Raw genomic sequence first — 17,220 nt, 5'->3', positions numbered from 1 at the left:
AGGTACACCACAATGCTTGAGCCTGTGCAGTACCTGTGGGAGCTGGCTTGCCGGCGATTGGGCTGCAAAGCAGCCCCATGGGCCAGTTTCATCACAGCTTGGCGATAGACACTTCAGTCGATTTCACGAAGGCAATCACTTCGCTGCCAACCTGCAGCTCCAGCTCTTTTACCGAGCGGGTGGTGATGACCGAAGTGACGATACCCGAGGCGGTCTGCACGTCGATTTCCGACAGTACCGGGCCTTCGAGGATTTCTTTCACGGTGCCTTTGAACTGGTTGCGGACGTTGATGGCTTTGATGGTCATGATGTCATTCCTTCTCTATGGCTTCAGTCAGGTAAGTGAGTGGTTCAGTGCGCCCAACGCAACTGCGTGGGCAGAGGGGCTACAGGGTCCGGCTCGGGCGCAGTGCCCGGGGCCGACAGAACACGGTTGAGCACTTCGCTTTCCAGCGCGGCCAGGCGGTGCGAACCACGCGCCCTGGGCCGTGCCAGGTCGACCGTAAGGTCAAGCCCGACTTCGCCGTCCTCGATCAGGATCACCCGGTCAGCCACGGCAACCGCCTCGCTGACATCGTGGGTGACCAGCAGCACAGTGAAGCCGTGCTGACGCCACAGGCGTTCGATCAGTTGCTGCATTTCGATACGGGTCAATGCATCCAGCGCACCCAGCGGCTCATCCAGCAGCAGCAGGCGTGGCTGGTGAATCAAGGCGCGGGCCAAGGCCACACGCTGCTTCTGGCCACCCGAGAGGGCTGCCGGCCATTCATTGGCCCGGTCGGCCAGGCCAACCGCATCCAGCGCTTCCAGCGCACGTGGGCGCCAATCACCCGACAGTCCCAGGCCAACGTTGTCGATCACCTTCTTCCACGGCAGCAGGCGTGCGTCCTGGAACATCAGGCGGGTTTCTTCACGGGCCTCTTCCAGCGGCGCAGCACCGGCCAGCAACTGCCCGGCAGTAGGCTGGTCGAGCCCGGCCAGCAGCCGCAGCAGGGTGCTTTTGCCGCAGCCGCTGCGGCCGACGATGGCAACGAACTGGCCGGCCGGAATGTGCAGGTCGATGCCCTTCAACACTTCGCGCTGGCCAAAGGTCTTGCGCAGGCCGTTGGAGGCCAGCGGGATGCCACGCAGCAGGCGTGGCGGCTGTTCCTTGAGCACGGTCATGCGCCCTCCTTCTTGGCCACTTGATAGGCCGGGTGCCAGCGCAGCCACACACGTTCCAGGCCGCGGGCGGCGAGGTCGGCGAGTTTGCCGAGCACGGCATACAGGACGATGGCCAGTACCACCACGTCGGTCTGCAGGAACTCACGGGCGTTCATCGCCAGGTACCCGATGCCGGCATTCGCCGAAATGGTTTCGGCCACGATCAGGGTCAGCCACATGAAGCCCAGGGCGAAGCGCACACCCACCAGGATCGATGGCAGCGCGCCCGGCAGGATCACCTGGCGGAACAGGCTGAAGCCGGACAAGCCGTAGCTGCGCGCCATCTCTACCAGCGCCGGGTCAACGTTGCGAATACCGTGGTAGGTGTTCAGGTAGATCGGGAACAGCGTGCCCAGCGCGACCAGAAAGATCTTTGCCGACTCGTCGATACCGAACCACAGGATCACCAGCGGGATCAGCGCCAGGTGCGGCACGTTACGGATCATCTGCACCGAGCTGTCGAGCAGGCGTTCGCCCCAGTTCGACAGGCCGGTGATGAAGCCCAGTACCAGGCCGATGCTGCCGCCGATGGCGAAGCCCAGGCCGGCACGCCAGCCACTGATGGCAAGGTGGGTCCAGATGTCGCCGCTGCGCACCAGCTCGACGCCGGCGCTGACCACTGCGCTAGGTGCCGGCAGGATCCGCGTCGACAGCCAGCCAGCGCTGACCGCCAGTTGCCAGACTGCCAGCAGCAGCACCGGCAGCGCCCACGGCGCCAGGCGCTGGGTAAGGGTGGAGGAAGTTGCACGACTCATGGCCCGGCCCTCAGCTCTGCGACACGGATTTGGGCAGGATGTCGTTGGCCACCATCTCGCCGAACGGGCTCACGTAGCCACCGGTTTTCGGTTGCTCCGGGCGCTGAACATCAAGGTGCGGGAACAGCAGCTCGGCAACGCGGTAAGACTCTTCGAGGTGTGGATAACCCGAGAAGATGAAGGTATCGATCCCCAGGTCGGCATATTCCTTCACCCGCGCGGCGACAGTCGGGCCGTCGCCTACCAGCGCGGTACCGGCGCCGCCACGTACCAGGCCAACGCCTGCCCACAGGTTGGGGCTGACTTCCAGGTTGTCGCGGTTGCCGCCGTGCAGGGCAGCCATGCGCTGCTGGCCAACCGAGTCGAAGCGCGCCAGCGAGGCCTGGGCACGGGCGATGGTGTCATCGTCCAGGTGCGAGATCAGGCGGTCGGCGGCGGCCCAGGCTTCTTCGTTGGTTTCCCGCACAATCACGTGCAGGCGGATACCGAAGCGTACTTCACGGCCTTGAGCGGCCGCTTTTTCGCGCACCTGGGCGATTTTCTCGGCAACGGCTGACGGCGGCTCGCCCCAGGTCAGGTACAACTCGACCTGCTCGGCGGCCAGGTCCTGAGCGGCCTCGGACGAACCGCCGAAATACAGCGGCGGGCGTGGTTGCTGAATCGGCGGGTAGAGCAGCTTGGCGCCCTTCACCTGGATGTGCTTGCCGTCGTAATCGACGTTTTCGCCTTCCAGCACCTTGCGCCAGATACGGGTGAACTCGACCGAGGCTTCGTAGCGTTCCTGATGGTTCAGGTGCAGGCCATCACCGGCCAGTTCGTCCGGGTCGCCACCGGTTACCAGGTTGAACAGGGCACGGCCATTGGACAGGCGGTCCAGGGTCGCAGCCTGGCGTGCTGCCACGGTCGGCGAAATGATGCCCGGGCGCAGGGCAACCAGGAATTTCAGGTGCTGGGTCACAGGGATCAGCGACGCGGCCACCAGCCAGGAGTCCTCGCAGGAACGGCCGGTAGGGATCAGCACCCCACCAAAACCAAGGCGGTCGGCGGCCTGCGCGATCTGCTGCAGGTAACCGTGGTCGACCGCACGCGCGCCGTCGGAAGTGCCCAGGTACTTGCCGTCACCGTGGGTCGGGAGGAACCAGAAAATATTAAGGCTCATTGGAGTTGTCTCCTCAAGGGTGGCTCAGCCAGGGCGGCGCCCCGGCACAGGCGAATCAATCAAGGCGCGCTAGCGACCTTGGCCGGGGGTGTCCAGATCACGTCCTTGATGCTCAGCGGCTTGGGTATTAGCTTGAGCGCCTGGAAGGTGTCGGCGATTTTCTGTTGTGCGGCCACTACCTCGGGGGTGAGCGGTGCTGCACCGTAGCCTTGGCGTTTGACCGAAGTCAGGGTGATGTCTGCGGGCAGGCCGAGCAGCGGTGCGACCTGATCGGTCACTTCCTGCGGGTTGGCCTGGGACCACTCGCCCACGGCGCGCACTTCTTCGATCAGGGTGTTGATCACCGCCGGGTGCTGGGTCGCGTAGTTGCGGGTGGCCAGGTAGAACTGGTGGTTGTCGACCAGGCCCTTGCCGTCACGCAGGGTACGGGCCTGCAATTGTTTTTCCGCAGCGGCCTGGTACGGGTCCCAGATCACCCAGGCATCGACGCTGCCACGCTCGAACGCGGCGCGGGCATCGGCAGGTGGCAGGTACACCGGCTGGATATCGCTGTACTTGAGGCCGGCGTCTTCCAGGGCGCGGACCAGCAGGTAGTGGACGTTGGAGCCTTTGTTGAGGGCGACTTTCTTGCCTTTGAGTTCCTTGACCGACTGGATCGACGAACCCTTCGGCACCAGGATCGCTTCGCTGTGCGGCGCTGGCGGCTCGTAGGCCACGTAGAGCAGATCGGCGCCGGCGGCCTGGGCAAATACGGGCGGGGTTTCGCCGGTAACACCAAAGTCGATGGAGCCGACGTTCAGCCCTTCAAGCAGCTGCGGGCCGCCGGGGAATTCGGTCCACTGCACCTGCACGCCCTGCTCGGCCAAGCGCTTTTCCAGCGTGCCCTTGGCCTTGAGCAGCACCAGGGTGCCGTATTTCTGGTAACCGATACGCAGGCTTTCGGCCTGGGCTTGGGTAATGGCGCCGAAGGACACAGCCGCCGCAAACAGGGCGACCAGACCGCGACGCAAGAAGACTGTGCGCATGGCGCTCTCCTGTGCGAATGAGGTTCGGGTTGCACCTGCTTGCCTCGTTGTCGGGCGAGTAAGGTGGTGAAGCGGGTTGTGCCGGTCAGATGCTCCAGCGGGCGCTGATCAGGCGTTCGTTCAGTACGCCGGGGGCCACGGGGCGTGGCCGACGGGCCAGGGCAACGTGGAAGGTTTCCAGCGAGTCCAGCAGGCGTTCTTCCAGTGCTGGCACCAACTGCGCGGGCTTCGTGCCGTCTGCATAAGACACCTGGCTGTCGTCGGCGAAGATCCCTTGCAGGGTCTCTTGTGCCTTGAGTGCCGACAGCACGGGTTTCAATGCGTAATCCACCGCCAGCATGTGGGCGATGCTGCCGCCGGTGGCGATCGGCAACACGATCTTGTGGGCCAGGGCGCGTTCGGGCAGCAGGTCCAGCAAAGTCTTCAGTGCACCGGCAAACGAAGCCTTGTACACCGGGGTGGAAACGATCAGGCCATCGGCCTGGGCTACCAGCTGCTGGAAGTGCTGCACATGCGGGCTGTCGAAACGGGCATGCAGCAGGTCTTCGGCGGGGAAGTCACGTACCTGGAACGTCACAACTTCAACGCCCCGGCCCTGCAGCCACTGGCGCGAACGCTCAAGCAGCACGCCGGAGCGTGAACGAGGACTTGGGCTACCACCGATTGAGACGACCAGCATTGCTGCGCTTCCTTGTGTTCTGTTGGAGGTGACATTAACAGCTGCTATATATATCTAGAAATCATATTTTTTCATTTGGTTATTCCATTATTGTCTTTATTCGCGAGGGCCTTTTCGCGGGCGCGCCCGCTCCCACCGGATTATGTGGAAAGCCGGGTCTGCACTGTTTCTGTGGGAGCGGGCGTGCCCGCGAAGAGGCCCACACATTCTGCGCAGGCATAAAAAAGGGCCGTCGAAACGGCCCGAAAATCCCTGCTTGGCTAAGAGCAATGCAACGAGGAATCCTTTAACGATTTGGCTGTGGGGTCAGGCGCAGATAGGGTTTGACCGCCCGGTAACCTTTGGGGAAGCGCTGCTTGATTTCTTCCTCATCTTTGAGCGAAGGCACGATTACCACCTCGTCGCCGTCCTGCCAGTTACCTGGCGTGGCGACCTTGTGGTTGTCGGTGAGCTGCAGCGAGTCGATCACCCGCAAAATTTCATTGAAGTTGCGCCCGGTACTGGCCGGATAGGTGATGGTCAGGCGCACCTTCTTGTTCGGGTCGATGACGAACAGAGAGCGCACGGTCAGGGTGTCGCTGGCGTTCGGATGGATCAGGTCGTACAGGTCGGACACCTTGCGGTCGGCGTCGGCAATGATCGGGAAGTTGACCACGGTGTTCTGGGTTTCGTTGATGTCATCGATCCACTTGTGGTGCGAGTCGACCGGGTCTACCGACAGGGCGATGGCCTTGACCCCACGCTTGGCAAAGTCGTCCTTGAGTTTGGCGGTCAGGCCCAGCTCGGTGGTGCACACCGGGGTGAAGTCGGCCGGATGGGAGAACAACACCCCCCAGCTGTTGCCGAGCCACTCGTGGAAGCGGATTTTGCCTTCGCTGGAATCCTGTTCGAAATCGGGGGCGATATCGCCGAGTTTGAGGCTCATGGGCTGCGGCTCCTTGGCTGGGTTCTGTACCGTATGGGTTCAATGTGCCTGCATTCGGTTAAAAACAAAAAGAATAAATAACGATTTATTTATAACCAAAATTCATACGAAAATGCAGGCACAAAAAAGCCTCGCATCAAGCGAGGCTTCTTGTTCAGCTACGGCTTACAGGAAGTTGTAAGTGTAGTTGAAGATCAGACGGGTCTGATCCTGGTCAGCCAGCGAGCTGGTGCCAGTGCCGCGGTAAACGCCGTGACGCAGGCTGGCGCCCAGGCCCTTGAAGGTGCCTTCCTGGATAACGTAGTCGACGCGAGCGTCACGTTCCCATTCGCTGAAGGTACCGTTGCCGTTAGCGTTCTTGCCGTCTTCACCTTTCAGGTAGGCAACCGAGGCTTTAAGGCCCGGCACGCCCAGGCGAGCGAAGTCGTAGGCGTACTGGCCGAAGGTGGTGTTTTCACCGGCCTTGGCGAACTGGTTGATCATGCTGTCGGTGAACAGGTAGAAGCTGGAACCACCGGCGCCTTCGTTGCGGCCGTTGCCGTCAACCACGTTGCCTTGGTTCAGCCAGACGAAACCACCGTCGTCATTGACGCGCTGGTGGCCGAGCATCAGCGAGTGGCCACCCAGGGTGTAGGTGAACATCGCGGACCAGGTCTTGTTGTCGACCTCGCCAGTGTTCTTGGCATAACCGCCGTTGTTGCTGAAGCGGTAGCCGGCTTCGCCGTTCTTGCCGTCGCTGCTGCTGTCGAAGTAGCGCAGGTCGGTCTTGAACGACTGGTCGTCAGCGATCTTGAACACGTGGGTCGCGCCCAGGAAGTGCTGCTTGTAGAAGTCTTCCAGGTTCGAGTAGTAGTACTGCAGGGTCAGGTCTGGAGTGAGCTTGTAGTCCAGGCCGCCGTAGCGGAACTTGTTGCTGTCCTGGGTAGCACCGGCTACCGACAGACCGGTACGGTTGCTCGAAGCACGGCCCATGGCGTGAGTCAGCTGACCGGCGTTGATGGTCAGGTTGTCGATTTCCTTCGACTGGATTGTGCCACCCTCGAAGGTTTGCGGCAGCAGACGGCCATCGTTGGAGACCAGGATCGGCAGGTTCGGCGCCAGGGCGCTACCGTAGTGAACTTCGGTCTTCGAGAAACGCGCCTTGGCGTTGGCGCCAACGCGAGCCCACTGGCTTTCAGCCGAGCCATCGCTGTCGCTCGGGAAGAAGCTGCTGTTGTCTGGGTGCTTGCCACGGCCACCATCCAGGTGGATACCCCACAGGGCTTGGGCATCGACACCGAAACCAACGGTGCCTTCAGTGAAGCCGGAGATGTAGTCGAGCTTGAAGCCCTGACCCGACTCGCGGTTGTCAGCACCGCCATCACGGTTGTCGTTGTTGAAGTACATGGTGCGCGAGCTGAGCGACAGTTTGCTGTCTTCAACGAAACCGGCAGCGCCTGCTTGTTGGGCGAGAACCCCCAGTGCCACGGCCAGAGCCAGGCTGGACTTGTACATGTTTTGCTCCTCTACGTTCTAATTTTTGTGTATCTCTGGCGGAGGGGTCTGCTGCCCCTTCTCACCGTGGATTGGCGATTTAGTCCCAAAGCGTGACCACTAAGTCAATCGTTTCTAAACGTTTCGCGACTTTGGTCTAAGACGCCAGCTGCGCTACAGGATAATGACAATCCTATAAATCCAAAATGACCGTTTTATGAATTGGTAAGATTTTTACGGAATATGGTTGGAACCTTTACAGCCAAACGTTGTAGCAACCCCGCGAATAATAACCATTGGTTATTTGCAAACGTTTGCTCATAACCTAATACCGTATCGTTCTATAGGGACGAAAAAGCCTAGCAGCCCGCTCTGATTTCGCCACGCGGCGGCCTTTCACGGTCAATGTGGGAGCGCACTCCCCTTGGGCTTAAAGCATTTGGCTCCTAAGCTAATGCAAAAAAGTTATTTATTTCTAAATTCTTAGATCATTTAGTCTTCTCGCCATCTATCGCCCTGATTGCCTGACGAGAGGTTCACCATGATCCCGCACGCTCCGCTGCGCCTGTTCGCCGCCCTGACCCTCGCCAGCACCAGCTGGTTTGCCCAGGCCGCCGACCTGACCGTGGCCTACCAGACCACCGTCGACCCGGCCAAAGTGGCTCAGGTCGATGGCGACTATGAAAAAGCCAGCAAGGCCAGCATCGACTGGCGCAAGTTCGATAACGGCGCCGACGTGATCACTGCGGTGGCCAGCGGCGACGTGCAAATCGGCTACCTGGGTTCCAGCCCGCTGGCCGCTGCCGCCACCCGCAAGCTGCCGGTCGAGACCTTCCTCATCGCCACCCAGATTGGCGCTGGTGAAGCGCTGGTCGCCCGCGACAGCATCAAGACTCCGCAAGACCTGATCGGCAAGAAGGTCGCCGTGCCGTTCGTTTCCACCGGCCACTACAGCCTGCTGGCCGCCCTGAAAAGCTGGAATATCGACCCGTCCAAGGTACAGATCCTCAACCTGGCGCCACCGGCCATCATTGCCGCCTGGAAGCGCGGCGACATCGATGCCACCTACGTCTGGGACCCAGCCTTGGGCGTGGCCAAGGAAAACGGCAAGGTGCTGATCACCTCGGGCGAACTGGCCCAGAAAGGCGCACCCACTTTCGATGCCTGGATTGTGCGCAAAGACTTCGCCGACAAGCACCCTGAGGTGGTCAAGGCCTTTGCCAAGGTCACCCTCGATGCCTACGCCGACTACCGCAAGGACCCGAAAGCCTGGCTGGCCGACAAGGGCAACGTGGACAAGCTGGTGAAGCTGTCCGGCGCCAAGGCCAGCGACATCCCGGTGCTGCTGGAGGGCAACGTGTACCCACTGGCCGCAGACCAGGCCAACGCCCTGGGCGCGCCGACCACCCAGGCACTGACCGACACGGCCAACTTCCTCAAGCAGCAGGGCAAGGTCGACGCCGTACTGCCGGACTACTCGCCGTACGTCAGCGCCAAGTTCCTTCCAAACTGATCCGGAGCCCGTCATGGCCTTGCTCGAGCTGGAGCGCATCAGCGCACAGTACCCTGGCGCCAGCACCCCGGTGCTGGCCGACATCAACCTGAGCCTGGGGCCACGCCAGCTGCTGGTGGCCCTGGGGCCTTCCGGCAGCGGCAAGACTTCGCTGCTCAACCTGATCGCCGGCTTCGTCGCCCCCAGCGGCGGGCGCATCACCCTCGACGGCGTACCGGTGCAGGGCCCTGGTGCCGAGCGCGGTGTGGTGTTCCAGGACGATGCCCTGCTGCCATGGCAGAACGTGCTGGGCAATGTCGCCTTCGGCCTCGAACTGGCCGGCGTGCCCCGCGCCCAGCGTGAGGCCAAGGCCCGCGAAATGCTCGCCCTCGTCGACCTCGATGGCTTTGGCGAACGGCGCATCTGGCAGTTGTCCGGTGGCCAGAAGCAGCGCGTAGGCCTGGCCCGCGCGCTGGCGGCCGACCCACGGGTATTGCTGATGGACGAACCGTTCGGTGCCCTCGACGCGTTTACCCGCGAGCAGATGCAGGAACTGCTGCTGCAGGTGTGGCAGCGCACCGCCAAGCCGGTGTTCCTGATTACCCACGACATCGAAGAAGCGGTGTTCCTCGCCAGTGAGCTGGTACTGCTGGCGCCCAACCCGGGGCGCGTAGTGGAGCGCCTGCAACTGGACTTCGGCCAGCGCTATGCCGCTGGCGAATCAGCCCGGGCCATCAAGTCCGACCCCGCCTTCATCGAAACCCGCGAGCATGTGCTGGCGCGGGTGTTCTCCCAACGCCAAAGCCTGCAGGAGCGCGCATGAGCAGCCTGGACCTGCCGGTCGCCGGCAAACACAACGCCCAAACCCGGCCAGCCGCCAAGCAGCGCCGGCCATTGTCCACCCGCTGGATCAGTACTCTGACCATGGTCAGCCTGCTGCTGGTCTGGTGGCTGGTGACGGCCGCCGGCTGGATCGAGCCCCTGTTCCTGCCTTCGCCCGGTGACATCCTGGCCAGGGCCTGGACCCTGCTGACTCAAGGTTACATGGACGCCAGCCTGTGGCAGCACCTGGGCGCGAGCCTGGGCCGCATCGGCCTGGCGCTGGTGGCCGCGACCCTGACCGCGATCCCGGTCGGCATCGCCATCGGCTACAACCGCGTGGCCCGCGGCATCCTCGACCCGCTGATCGAGTTCTACCGGCCCATCCCGCCGCTGGCCTACCTGCCGTTGATCGTCATCTGGTGCGGTATCGGCGAGCTGTCGAAGGTGCTGCTGATCTACCTGGCGATCTTCGCCCCGATCGCCATTGCCACCGCCACCGGTGTGCGCACGGTCGACCCGGCCAAGCTGCGGGCGGCACAGTCGCTGGGCGCGACCAAGACGCAGCTGATACGCCATGTGATCCTGCCCAGTGCGCTGCCCGACATCCTCACCGGCATCCGCATCGGCCTGGGGGTGGGCTGGTCCACACTGGTCGCCGCCGAGCTGATTGCCGCCACCAGCGGCCTGGGCTTCATGGTCCAGTCGGCGGCGCAGTTCCTGGTCACTGATGTGGTGGTGCTGGGTATTTTGCTGATCGCCCTGATCGCCTTCGCCCTGGAAATGAGCCTGCGTGCCCTGCAACGCAAACTGGTGCCCTGGCACGGGCAGAGCCACTGATTGCCGACTGACCACGCCGGCAACCCGGCGCCTAGAACGAGAAAAGACATGAGCCTGACCGTTACCCCTCTCAGCCCGGCCCTCGGTGCCCAGATCAGCGGCGTGGACATCAGCCGCGATATCACTGCAGAAGAACGCGACGCCATCGAACAGGCGCTGCTCAAGCATCAGGTGCTGTTCTTCCGCGACCAGCCGATCAACCCCGAGCAGCAGGCGCGCTTTGCCGCCCGCTTCGGCGACCTGCACATTCACCCGATCTACCCCAACGTGCCGGAAACCCCACAGGTGCTGGTGCTCGACACGGCAGTCACCGATGTACGCGACAACGCCGTGTGGCACACCGACGTGACCTTTTTGCCGACCCCGGCACTGGGCGCGGTGCTCAGCGCCAAGCAGTTGCCGGCCTACGGTGGCGATACCCTGTGGGCCAGCGGTATCGCGGCCTTCGAAGCCTTGTCGGCGCCGCTGCGCGAGATGCTCGACGGGCTGACCGCCACCCACGACTTTACCAAGTCGTTCCCGCTGGAGCGTTTTGGCACCACGCCGGAAGACCTGGCGCGCTGGGAGGCCACGCGGCGCAACAACCCGCCGCTGTCGCACCCGGTGGTGCGCACGCATCCGGTGAGCGGGCGCAAGGCGTTGTTCGTCAATGAAGGGTTTACTACGCGCATCAATGAGCTGAGCGAGCTGGAAAGCGATGCGCTGCTGAGGCTGCTGTTCGCCCATGCGACGCGACCGGAGTTCAGCATTCGCTGGCGTTGGCAGGAGAATGACGTGGCGTTCTGGGACAACCGCGTGACCCAGCATTTTGCGGTGGATGATTACCGGCCGAACCGGCGGGTGATGCACCGGGCGACCATCCTTGGGGATGCACCCTTCTGATAGTCCGATGGGGAGGCCTTCGGCCTCCAATCGCCGGCAAGCCAGCTCCCACAGGATTACCACAGGTTTGAAGATTGTGGGCTACCTGTGGGAGCTGGCTTGCCGGCGATGGGCCGCAAAGCGGCCCCGGCAATCTAACGGACCAGATGCAGGTACTGCATGTGCCGCTCGTACTGGTCGAGGATGTCGTTGATGATCTGCTCCTTGCTGTAGCCCACCAGGTCATAGTTCTGGCTGCCTTCGCTCAGGTGCACCTCCGCCCGGTAATAGCGGCGGTTCTTCAACTCCTGCGTACCCAGCCCACCCAGGGCGAACGATGGCGTGAAATAGCCACGCATCTGCACCTGGTAAATGAACGGCTGTTCCTCGCCATGGCCAATCTTCAGGCTGACGTTGTCGTGGCTCGGGTCGTCCTGGGTAATTATTACCAGGCCCTTCTGCTCGAACACTTCACGCACGTCGGCAATCGCCGGGCGCACCACATCGTCCATGAAGCGGTACACCTCATCACGCGACGGGAAGTGCACCGCCTGGCTCAGGCGCTGGCGCCAGCCGCCACGGCCGCGACGTGACTGGGCGAACGGGGCCAGCGAGTGCATCTGCGCGATCTGCCGTTGCGACTCCAGGTAAAACGCCTTGTGCAGCCCCCACATCATGCACAGCAGAATCAGCGAGAACGGCAACGAGGTCAGCACCACCGCCGACTTCAGCGAATCGATGCTGCCGGCGAACAGCAGTGCACTGGTGATCAGCGCCGTCATCGCGCCCCAGAAGATGCGCAGCCAGTTCGGCCCGTCCTCGTCCGCGTCGCCACCCTTGGCCGACAGAGTCGACAGCACCACAGTGCCCGAATCGGCCGAGGTCACGAAGAACACGAAGCTGATGAACACCGTGGTGGCGATCACCGCCTTGCTCCATGGGTAGGTCTCCAGCAGCAGGTACAGGCTCATGGACGGGTTATCCAGTGCCGACTGGCCCAGCGCGGTCATGCCGTGGTTGATCACCTGGTCCAGGGCGCTGTTGCCGAAAATCGACATCCACGCCAGGGTGAAGCCCAAGGGGATCAGCAGCACGCCAAAGACGAACTCGCGGATGGTGCGGCCACGGGAGATACGGGCGATGAACAGGCCCACGAACGGCGCCCAGGCAATCCACCAGGCCCAGTAGAACACTGTCCAGCCGCCCAGCCAGTCGCGGTTATCACCGTAGGCATACACATCAAAACTCTTGCGTGGCAGAGCGCCCAGGTAATCACCCAGGTTCTGGATCAGCGTGTTGAACAAGTGTTGGGTAGGCCCGGCAAACAGCACGAACAACAGCAACGCGCAGGCCAGGAACAGGTTGATGTCGCTCATCACCCGCACGCCCTTCTCCACCCCGGCAACGGCCACGGCCACTGCCGCGCCCATCATCAGGGTGATGAGGATCACCTGTACCCACTGGCTGTGGCTGATACCGAACAGGTAGTCCAGGCCGGCGTTCAGGTGCAGTACGCCAAAGCCCATGTCGGCACCCAGGCCGAACACCGTGGCAATGATACCGAAGCCATCCACTGCGTAGCCGATAGGGCCGTTGATGCGCTTGCCGATCAGAGGGTACAGCGCCGAACGCAACGCCAGCGGCAGGTTGTGGCGGTAGGCGAAGTAGGCCAGTGCCATGCCGACAAAGGCGAATACGCCCCAGCCATGCAGGCCCCAGTGCAGGAACAGGACCTGCATCGCCTGGCGCCCGGCCTCGGCCGTGCCCGCTTCGCCCTGGGGCGGTTGCAGCATGTGCGTCAGCGGCTCGGAAACACAGAAGAAGAACAGGGTAATGCTGATGCCGGCGGCGAACAGCATGCCGGCCCACGAGAGGTAACTGAACTCGGGTTCGTCGTGGTCGGCACCGAGCTTGATCTTGCCGTAGCCGGACAAGGCGGTGACCACCACGAAGAGCAGGTACAGCGTCATGGCCAACATGTAGTACCAGCCGACCGTGTTGGCCGCCCAGTTCTGCGCCGCCAGCAGCCAGTCGCCTGCGGCTTGCGGGTTGGAGATGACCACCAGGCCAAAGATGAGGATGAAACTTGCCGCAAAGTAGAACACCGGGGGGTTCATGCGGATTTTGCCGTTGGCGGCGGAAGGGTTCGGTGCACTCATCGGGCGTGCACCTCGTCGAATGACGTGAGGTTCGGAATGAACGGGTTCAGCAAAGGAATCCTCCTGTTGAACACCGGCAGCGGACCAGCGTTTTTACATTGAACAAGCGTTCAAGTTAAACATGGATCGGATTTCAATGCGAATTGGGGCGCTGATTGGTGTTGTCCTGTACCGGCCCTTTCGCGGGTAAACCCGCTCCCACAGGTACCCCACAAAGACTGAGGCTTGTGCAGTACCTGTGGGAGCGGGTTTACCCGCGAAAGGGCCGGTACAGGCTAAGTAAATGCTAGATCAATTCTTGTCCTGGCAATCCAGCTGCAGGTTGGCCTGGGTGATGTTGCTTTCAGCAGGCACACTGCGGGTCAGCCACACATTGCCACCAATGGTCGAACCTTTGCCGATGGTAATGCGCCCCAGCACTGTGGCCCCGGCATAGATCACCACATCGTCCTCGACAATCGGATGGCGCGGCAGGCCTTTGTGCAGGGTGCCCGACTCATCGCTGGGGAAGCGTTTGGCGCCCAGGGTCACCGCCTGGTAGATGCGCACGCGCTCACCGATGATCGCGGTTTCGCCGATGACCACGCCGGTGCCGTGGTCGATGAAGAAGCTCGGGCCGATCTGCGCGCCGGGGTGGATGTCGATACCGGTGGCCGAATGCGCCAGCTCCGAGCTGATCCGCGCCAGCAGCGGCAGGCCGGCCTGGTACAGGTGATGCGCCAGGCGGTGATGGATGATCGCCAGGATGCCCGGGTAGCACAGCAGCACTTCATCGACGCTGCGCGCGGCGGGGTCGCCGTGATAGGCGGCCAGCACGTCGGTGTCGAGCAGCACCCGCAATTCCGGCAGCGCAGCAGCAAAGCCCTGGATCAGCTTCAACGCATGGCCATCGACGCTGGCCAGCTCAGCCTTGCTTTGCCGGGCGGCATAGCGCAACTCCAGGCGCGCCTGGGTCAGCAATGCGGTCAGCGCGGCATCCAGGGTATGGCCAACGTAGAAGTCTTCACTCTCTTCGCGCAGGTCCACAGGCCCAAGGCGCATGGGGAACAACGCGCCGCACAGTTGCTCCAGGATCTGCCGCATTGCTTCGCGCGACGGCAGCTCACGCCCGCCCTGTTCGCCAATGCTACGGCCATTGCGGGTGCGCCATTGCTCACGGGCGCCGCGCAGGCCGCTAACGATGTTGTGCAACTGCCAGTGCGCGGATGAAGGTTGTTCGCTCACGGTTTTCTCCTGCCGTATAGGCCATCTGGTTTTTCGCCAGGCCCGCGAAAGGGCCGGGCCTGCCTACATGCGATCCACTCTACGGCAAATCCGTCCCTTGGAAAAAACAACGCTTTATTCCATCCTGCGCTAAGTCAGGCATAAGCCGCGATGACGTAGCGAGCATCCTCGCCTACCCTCAAAGCAGCCAACACCTGGCACAAATCAAAAATGGAATAACAAAATAATCTTTTATTATTTCCTGGCCTAAGCAGCCAACCCTATAGTCGCCACCTCACTACTTACACAACAAGCGCGGGGCTCTGACATGTCGAAATTCGCCAAACCGCTACTCAACGCCAGCCTGGCCATCCTGCTGGGTGCCGGCCTGCTCAGCCAGGCGTTCGCCGGCGAGCAATTGAAGACCATCCAGGAAAAAGGCGTGATCAACGTCGGCCTCGAAGGCACATACCCACCGTTCAGCTTCCAGGACGAGAACGGCAAGCTGGCCGGCTTCGAGGTGGAGCTTTCGGAACTGCTGGCCAAGGAGCTGGGGGTCAAGGCCAAAATCCAGCCGACCAAGTGGGATGGCATCCTTGCCGCGCTGGAATCCAAGCGCCTGGACGTGGTGGTCAATCAGGTGACCATCTCCGAGGAGCGCAAGAAGAAATACGATTTCTCTGAGCCCTACACCGTTTCGGGTATCCAGGCCCTGATCCTGAAGAAGAAAGCAGAGCAGCTGAACATCAAGTCGGCGCAAGACCTGGCCGGCAAGAAAGTCGGCGTGGGCCTGGGCACCAACTACGAACAGTGGGTCAAGCAGGACGTCCCGAAAGCCGAAGTGCGCACCTATGAAGACGACCCGAGCAAGTTCGCCGACCTGCGCAACGGCCGTATCGACGCCATCCTGATCGACCGCCTGGCCGCGCTGGAATACGCGCAAAAAGCCAAAGACACCGAACTGGCCGGCGATGCCTTCTCGCGCCTGGAAAGCGGCGTGGCCCTGCGCAAGGGCGAGCCTGAACTGCTGGCAGCCATAAACAAGGCCATCGACAAGCTCAAGGCTGACGGCACGCTGGCCAAGCTGTCCGAAAAATACTTCGGTGCCGATGTCACCAAATGATTGCTGAAAGCCTGCAACTCGTTGTCGACTCCGCGCCCTTCCTGCTGAAGGGCGCGGGTTATACAGTGCTGCTCAGTGTTGGCGGCATGTTCTTCGGCCTGCTGCTGGGCTTTGCCCTGGCGCTGATGCGGCTGTCGAAGATTTTGCCGCTGAACTGGCTGGCGCGGATCTACGTGTCGTTCTTCCGCGGCACGCCGCTGCTGGTGCAGTTGTTCGTGATCTATTTCGGCATGCCGCAGATCGGCATCGAACTCGACCCCATCCCGGCTTCGCTGATCGGCCTGTCGCTGAACATGGCGGCCTACATCTGCGAAATCCTGCGTGCGGCGATCTCCTCGATCGACCGCGGCCAGTGGGAAGCTGCCGCCAGTATCGGCATGACCCGCGTCCAGGCCATGCGCCGGGCGATCCTGCCCCAAGCCTTGCGCACCGCCCTGCCGCCGCTGGGCAACAGCTTTATCTCGCTGGTCAAGGACACCGCGCTGGCGGCGACCATCCAGGTGCCCGAGCTGTTCCGCCAGGCGCAGCTGATTACCGCACGCACCTTCGAAGTGTTCACCATGTATGTGGCGGTCGCGGTCATCTACTGGGTGCTGTGCAGCATCCTCGCGCACTTCCAGAACCGCATGGAAGCGCGGGTCAACCAGCATGACCAGGAGCAATGAGCATGATTGAAGTCAAAGGCCTGACCAAGCGGTTCAAGGGCCAGACCGTGCTCAACGGCATCGACCTGACCGTGCAGCCCGGCGAAGTGGTGGCCATCATCGGCCCCAGCGGCTCGGGCAAGACCACCTTCCTGCGCTGCCTGAACCTGCTGGAAACCCCCGACGCCGGGCAGATCAAGATAGGCGCCATCAGCATTGATGCCAACCGCCCGCTGGGTGGCCAGCAGAGTGCGATACGCCGCTTGCGCCAGCAGGCCGGGTTCGTGTTTCAGAACTTCAACCTGTTCCCGCACCGTACCGCCCTGGAGAACGTGATCGAGGGGCCGGTGATCGTCAAGAAGACGCCCCGCGAGCAAGCCGTCGAGCTGGGGCGGCGCCTGATGGCCAAGGTCGGCCTGGCGGGCAAGGAAGACGCCTACCCACGGCGCCTGTCCGGCGGGCAGCAGCAACGGGTGGCCATCGCCCGCGCCCTGGCCATGGAGCCGGAGGTGATCCTGTTCGACGAACCCACCTCTGCACTGGACCCGGAGTTGGTGGGTGAAGTGCTGGCGACCATCCGCGGCCTGGCCGAAGAGAAACGCACCATGATCATCGTCACCCACGAAATGAGCTTTGCCCGGGACGTGGCGAACCGGGTGATCTTCTTCGACAAGGGCGTGATCGTGGAACAGGGCGAGGCCAAGGCACTGTTTGCGGCGCCGAAGGAAGAGCGTACCCGCCAGTTCCTGCGCAAGTTCCTCGGTACTGCTGCCTCCGAGTAACCTGTTCCGGCCCTATCGCCGGCAAGCCAGCTCCCACAGGTACATCACAGGGCTTGAATGATGTGGCGTACCTGTGGG

The 17,220-nt window shown here is 62.4% G+C and carries 17 protein-coding genes; 7 read left to right on the top strand and 10 right to left on the bottom strand.

What is annotated here, in order from left to right; translation table 11 throughout:
- Positions 1-91: 91 nt before the first annotated feature.
- The 8 genes from ACN6NG_RS01035 to ACN6NG_RS01000 form a co-directional block, all read right to left on the bottom strand.
- On the bottom strand, positions 92-307 hold the full coding sequence (locus ACN6NG_RS01035; RefSeq protein WP_008095172.1) for a TOBE domain-containing protein: 216 nt from the start codon (positions 305-307) through the stop codon (positions 92-94).
- Positions 308-351: 44 nt separating this feature from the next.
- Positions 352-1,164, bottom strand: coding sequence for an aliphatic sulfonates ABC transporter ATP-binding protein (gene ssuB, locus ACN6NG_RS01030; protein WP_019472320.1), 813 nt, complete (start codon positions 1,162-1,164; stop codon positions 352-354).
- Positions 1,161-1,958: an aliphatic sulfonate ABC transporter permease SsuC gene (gene ssuC / locus ACN6NG_RS01025; RefSeq protein ID WP_016497549.1), complete on the bottom strand. Its 798-nt coding sequence runs from the start codon at positions 1,956-1,958 to the stop codon at positions 1,161-1,163. Before ssuC ends, ssuB begins: the two co-directional genes overlap by 4 nt.
- A gap of 10 nt (positions 1,959-1,968) precedes the next feature.
- Entirely contained in the window at positions 1,969-3,117 is a 1,149-nt protein-coding gene (gene ssuD / locus ACN6NG_RS01020) for an FMNH2-dependent alkanesulfonate monooxygenase (RefSeq protein ID WP_016484400.1), read from the bottom strand.
- 59 nt (positions 3,118-3,176) lie between these two features.
- On the bottom strand, positions 3,177-4,142 hold the full coding sequence (locus ACN6NG_RS01015) for a sulfonate ABC transporter substrate-binding protein (protein ID WP_049277445.1): 966 nt from the start codon (positions 4,140-4,142) through the stop codon (positions 3,177-3,179).
- A gap of 85 nt (positions 4,143-4,227) precedes the next feature.
- Positions 4,228-4,821, bottom strand: a complete 594-nt coding sequence (gene ssuE / locus ACN6NG_RS01010) for an NADPH-dependent FMN reductase (protein ID WP_156867788.1) — start codon at positions 4,819-4,821, stop codon at positions 4,228-4,230.
- Between the two features lie 286 nt (positions 4,822-5,107).
- Complete coding sequence (locus tag ACN6NG_RS01005; RefSeq protein ID WP_019472323.1) at positions 5,108-5,746, bottom strand: peroxiredoxin; 639 nt, start codon at positions 5,744-5,746, stop codon at positions 5,108-5,110.
- A gap of 165 nt (positions 5,747-5,911) precedes the next feature.
- Positions 5,912-7,240: an OprD family porin gene (locus ACN6NG_RS01000; RefSeq protein WP_019472324.1), complete on the bottom strand. Its 1,329-nt coding sequence runs from the start codon at positions 7,238-7,240 to the stop codon at positions 5,912-5,914.
- A gap of 520 nt (positions 7,241-7,760) precedes the next feature.
- Here ACN6NG_RS01000 and tauA point away from each other — a divergent pair.
- Genes tauA through tauD form a run of 4 tightly spaced genes read left to right on the top strand, consistent with a single transcriptional unit; the run spans position 7,761 to position 11,252 of the window.
- On the top strand, positions 7,761-8,732 hold the full coding sequence (gene tauA, locus ACN6NG_RS00995; RefSeq protein ID WP_016714452.1) for a taurine ABC transporter substrate-binding protein: 972 nt from the start codon (positions 7,761-7,763) through the stop codon (positions 8,730-8,732).
- Between the two features lie 13 nt (positions 8,733-8,745).
- Entirely contained in the window at positions 8,746-9,534 is a 789-nt protein-coding gene (gene tauB, locus ACN6NG_RS00990; RefSeq protein WP_016497543.1) for a taurine ABC transporter ATP-binding subunit, read from the top strand.
- Positions 9,531-10,370: a taurine ABC transporter permease TauC gene (gene tauC / locus ACN6NG_RS00985; protein WP_063423215.1), complete on the top strand. Its 840-nt coding sequence runs from the start codon at positions 9,531-9,533 to the stop codon at positions 10,368-10,370. Before tauB ends, tauC begins: the two co-directional genes overlap by 4 nt.
- Positions 10,371-10,418: 48 nt before the next feature.
- Positions 10,419-11,252 (top strand): taurine dioxygenase, encoded by an 834-nt coding sequence (gene tauD / locus ACN6NG_RS00980; RefSeq protein WP_016497541.1) that lies wholly within the window; start codon positions 10,419-10,421, stop codon positions 11,250-11,252.
- 134 nt (positions 11,253-11,386) lie between these two features.
- Here tauD and betT read toward each other — a convergent pair whose 3' ends face one another.
- Positions 11,387-13,390, bottom strand: a complete 2,004-nt coding sequence (gene betT / locus ACN6NG_RS00975) for a choline transporter BetT (RefSeq protein WP_063423214.1) — start codon at positions 13,388-13,390, stop codon at positions 11,387-11,389.
- Between the two features lie 291 nt (positions 13,391-13,681).
- Entirely contained in the window at positions 13,682-14,614 is a 933-nt protein-coding gene (epsC, locus tag ACN6NG_RS00970) for a serine O-acetyltransferase EpsC (RefSeq protein ID WP_063423213.1), read from the bottom strand.
- A gap of 307 nt (positions 14,615-14,921) precedes the next feature.
- Here epsC and tcyJ point away from each other — a divergent pair, with 307 nt between their 5' ends.
- Genes tcyJ through tcyN form a run of 3 tightly spaced genes read left to right on the top strand, consistent with a single transcriptional unit; the run spans position 14,922 to position 17,142 of the window.
- On the top strand, positions 14,922-15,716 hold the full coding sequence (gene tcyJ / locus ACN6NG_RS00965) for a cystine ABC transporter substrate-binding protein (RefSeq protein WP_019472330.1): 795 nt from the start codon (positions 14,922-14,924) through the stop codon (positions 15,714-15,716).
- Positions 15,713-16,381, top strand: a complete 669-nt coding sequence (gene tcyL / locus ACN6NG_RS00960) for a cystine ABC transporter permease (protein WP_016497537.1) — start codon at positions 15,713-15,715, stop codon at positions 16,379-16,381. Before tcyJ ends, tcyL begins: the two co-directional genes overlap by 4 nt.
- Positions 16,382-16,383: 2 nt before the next feature.
- Positions 16,384-17,142 (top strand): L-cystine ABC transporter ATP-binding protein TcyN, encoded by a 759-nt coding sequence (gene tcyN, locus ACN6NG_RS00955; RefSeq protein ID WP_063423212.1) that lies wholly within the window; start codon positions 16,384-16,386, stop codon positions 17,140-17,142.
- Positions 17,143-17,220 lie beyond the last annotated feature (78 nt).

This window comes from Pseudomonas sp. TSO6 (assembly GCF_056098905.1).
The sequence above is the reverse complement of the archived record's forward strand: the minus strand, read 5'-3'. Positions and strand labels throughout refer to the sequence as shown.

Coding starts and splice junctions, on each gene's coding strand:
- ACN6NG_RS01035 (WP_008095172.1), bottom strand. CDS start 307: ATGACCATCAAAGCCATCAACGTCCGCAACCAGTTCAAAGGCACCGTG.
- ssuB (WP_019472320.1), bottom strand. CDS start 1,164: ATGACCGTGCTCAAGGAACAGCCGCCACGCCTGCTGCGTGGCATCCCG.
- ssuC (WP_016497549.1), bottom strand. CDS start 1,958: ATGAGTCGTGCAACTTCCTCCACCCTTACCCAGCGCCTGGCGCCGTGG.
- ssuD (WP_016484400.1), bottom strand. CDS start 3,117: ATGAGCCTTAATATTTTCTGGTTCCTCCCGACCCACGGTGACGGCAAG.
- ACN6NG_RS01015 (WP_049277445.1), bottom strand. CDS start 4,142: ATGCGCACAGTCTTCTTGCGTCGCGGTCTGGTCGCCCTGTTTGCGGCG.
- ssuE (WP_156867788.1), bottom strand. CDS start 4,821: ATGCTGGTCGTCTCAATCGGTGGTAGCCCAAGTCCTCGTTCACGCTCC.
- ACN6NG_RS01005 (WP_019472323.1), bottom strand. CDS start 5,746: ATGAGCCTCAAACTCGGCGATATCGCCCCCGATTTCGAACAGGATTCC.
- ACN6NG_RS01000 (WP_019472324.1), bottom strand. CDS start 7,240: ATGTACAAGTCCAGCCTGGCTCTGGCCGTGGCACTGGGGGTTCTCGCC.
- tauA (WP_016714452.1), top strand. CDS start 7,761: ATGATCCCGCACGCTCCGCTGCGCCTGTTCGCCGCCCTGACCCTCGCC.
- tauB (WP_016497543.1), top strand. CDS start 8,746: ATGGCCTTGCTCGAGCTGGAGCGCATCAGCGCACAGTACCCTGGCGCC.
- tauC (WP_063423215.1), top strand. CDS start 9,531: ATGAGCAGCCTGGACCTGCCGGTCGCCGGCAAACACAACGCCCAAACC.
- tauD (WP_016497541.1), top strand. CDS start 10,419: ATGAGCCTGACCGTTACCCCTCTCAGCCCGGCCCTCGGTGCCCAGATC.
- betT (WP_063423214.1), bottom strand. CDS start 13,390: ATGAGTGCACCGAACCCTTCCGCCGCCAACGGCAAAATCCGCATGAAC.
- tcyJ (WP_019472330.1), top strand. CDS start 14,922: ATGTCGAAATTCGCCAAACCGCTACTCAACGCCAGCCTGGCCATCCTG.
- tcyL (WP_016497537.1), top strand. CDS start 15,713: ATGATTGCTGAAAGCCTGCAACTCGTTGTCGACTCCGCGCCCTTCCTG.
- tcyN (WP_063423212.1), top strand. CDS start 16,384: ATGATTGAAGTCAAAGGCCTGACCAAGCGGTTCAAGGGCCAGACCGTG.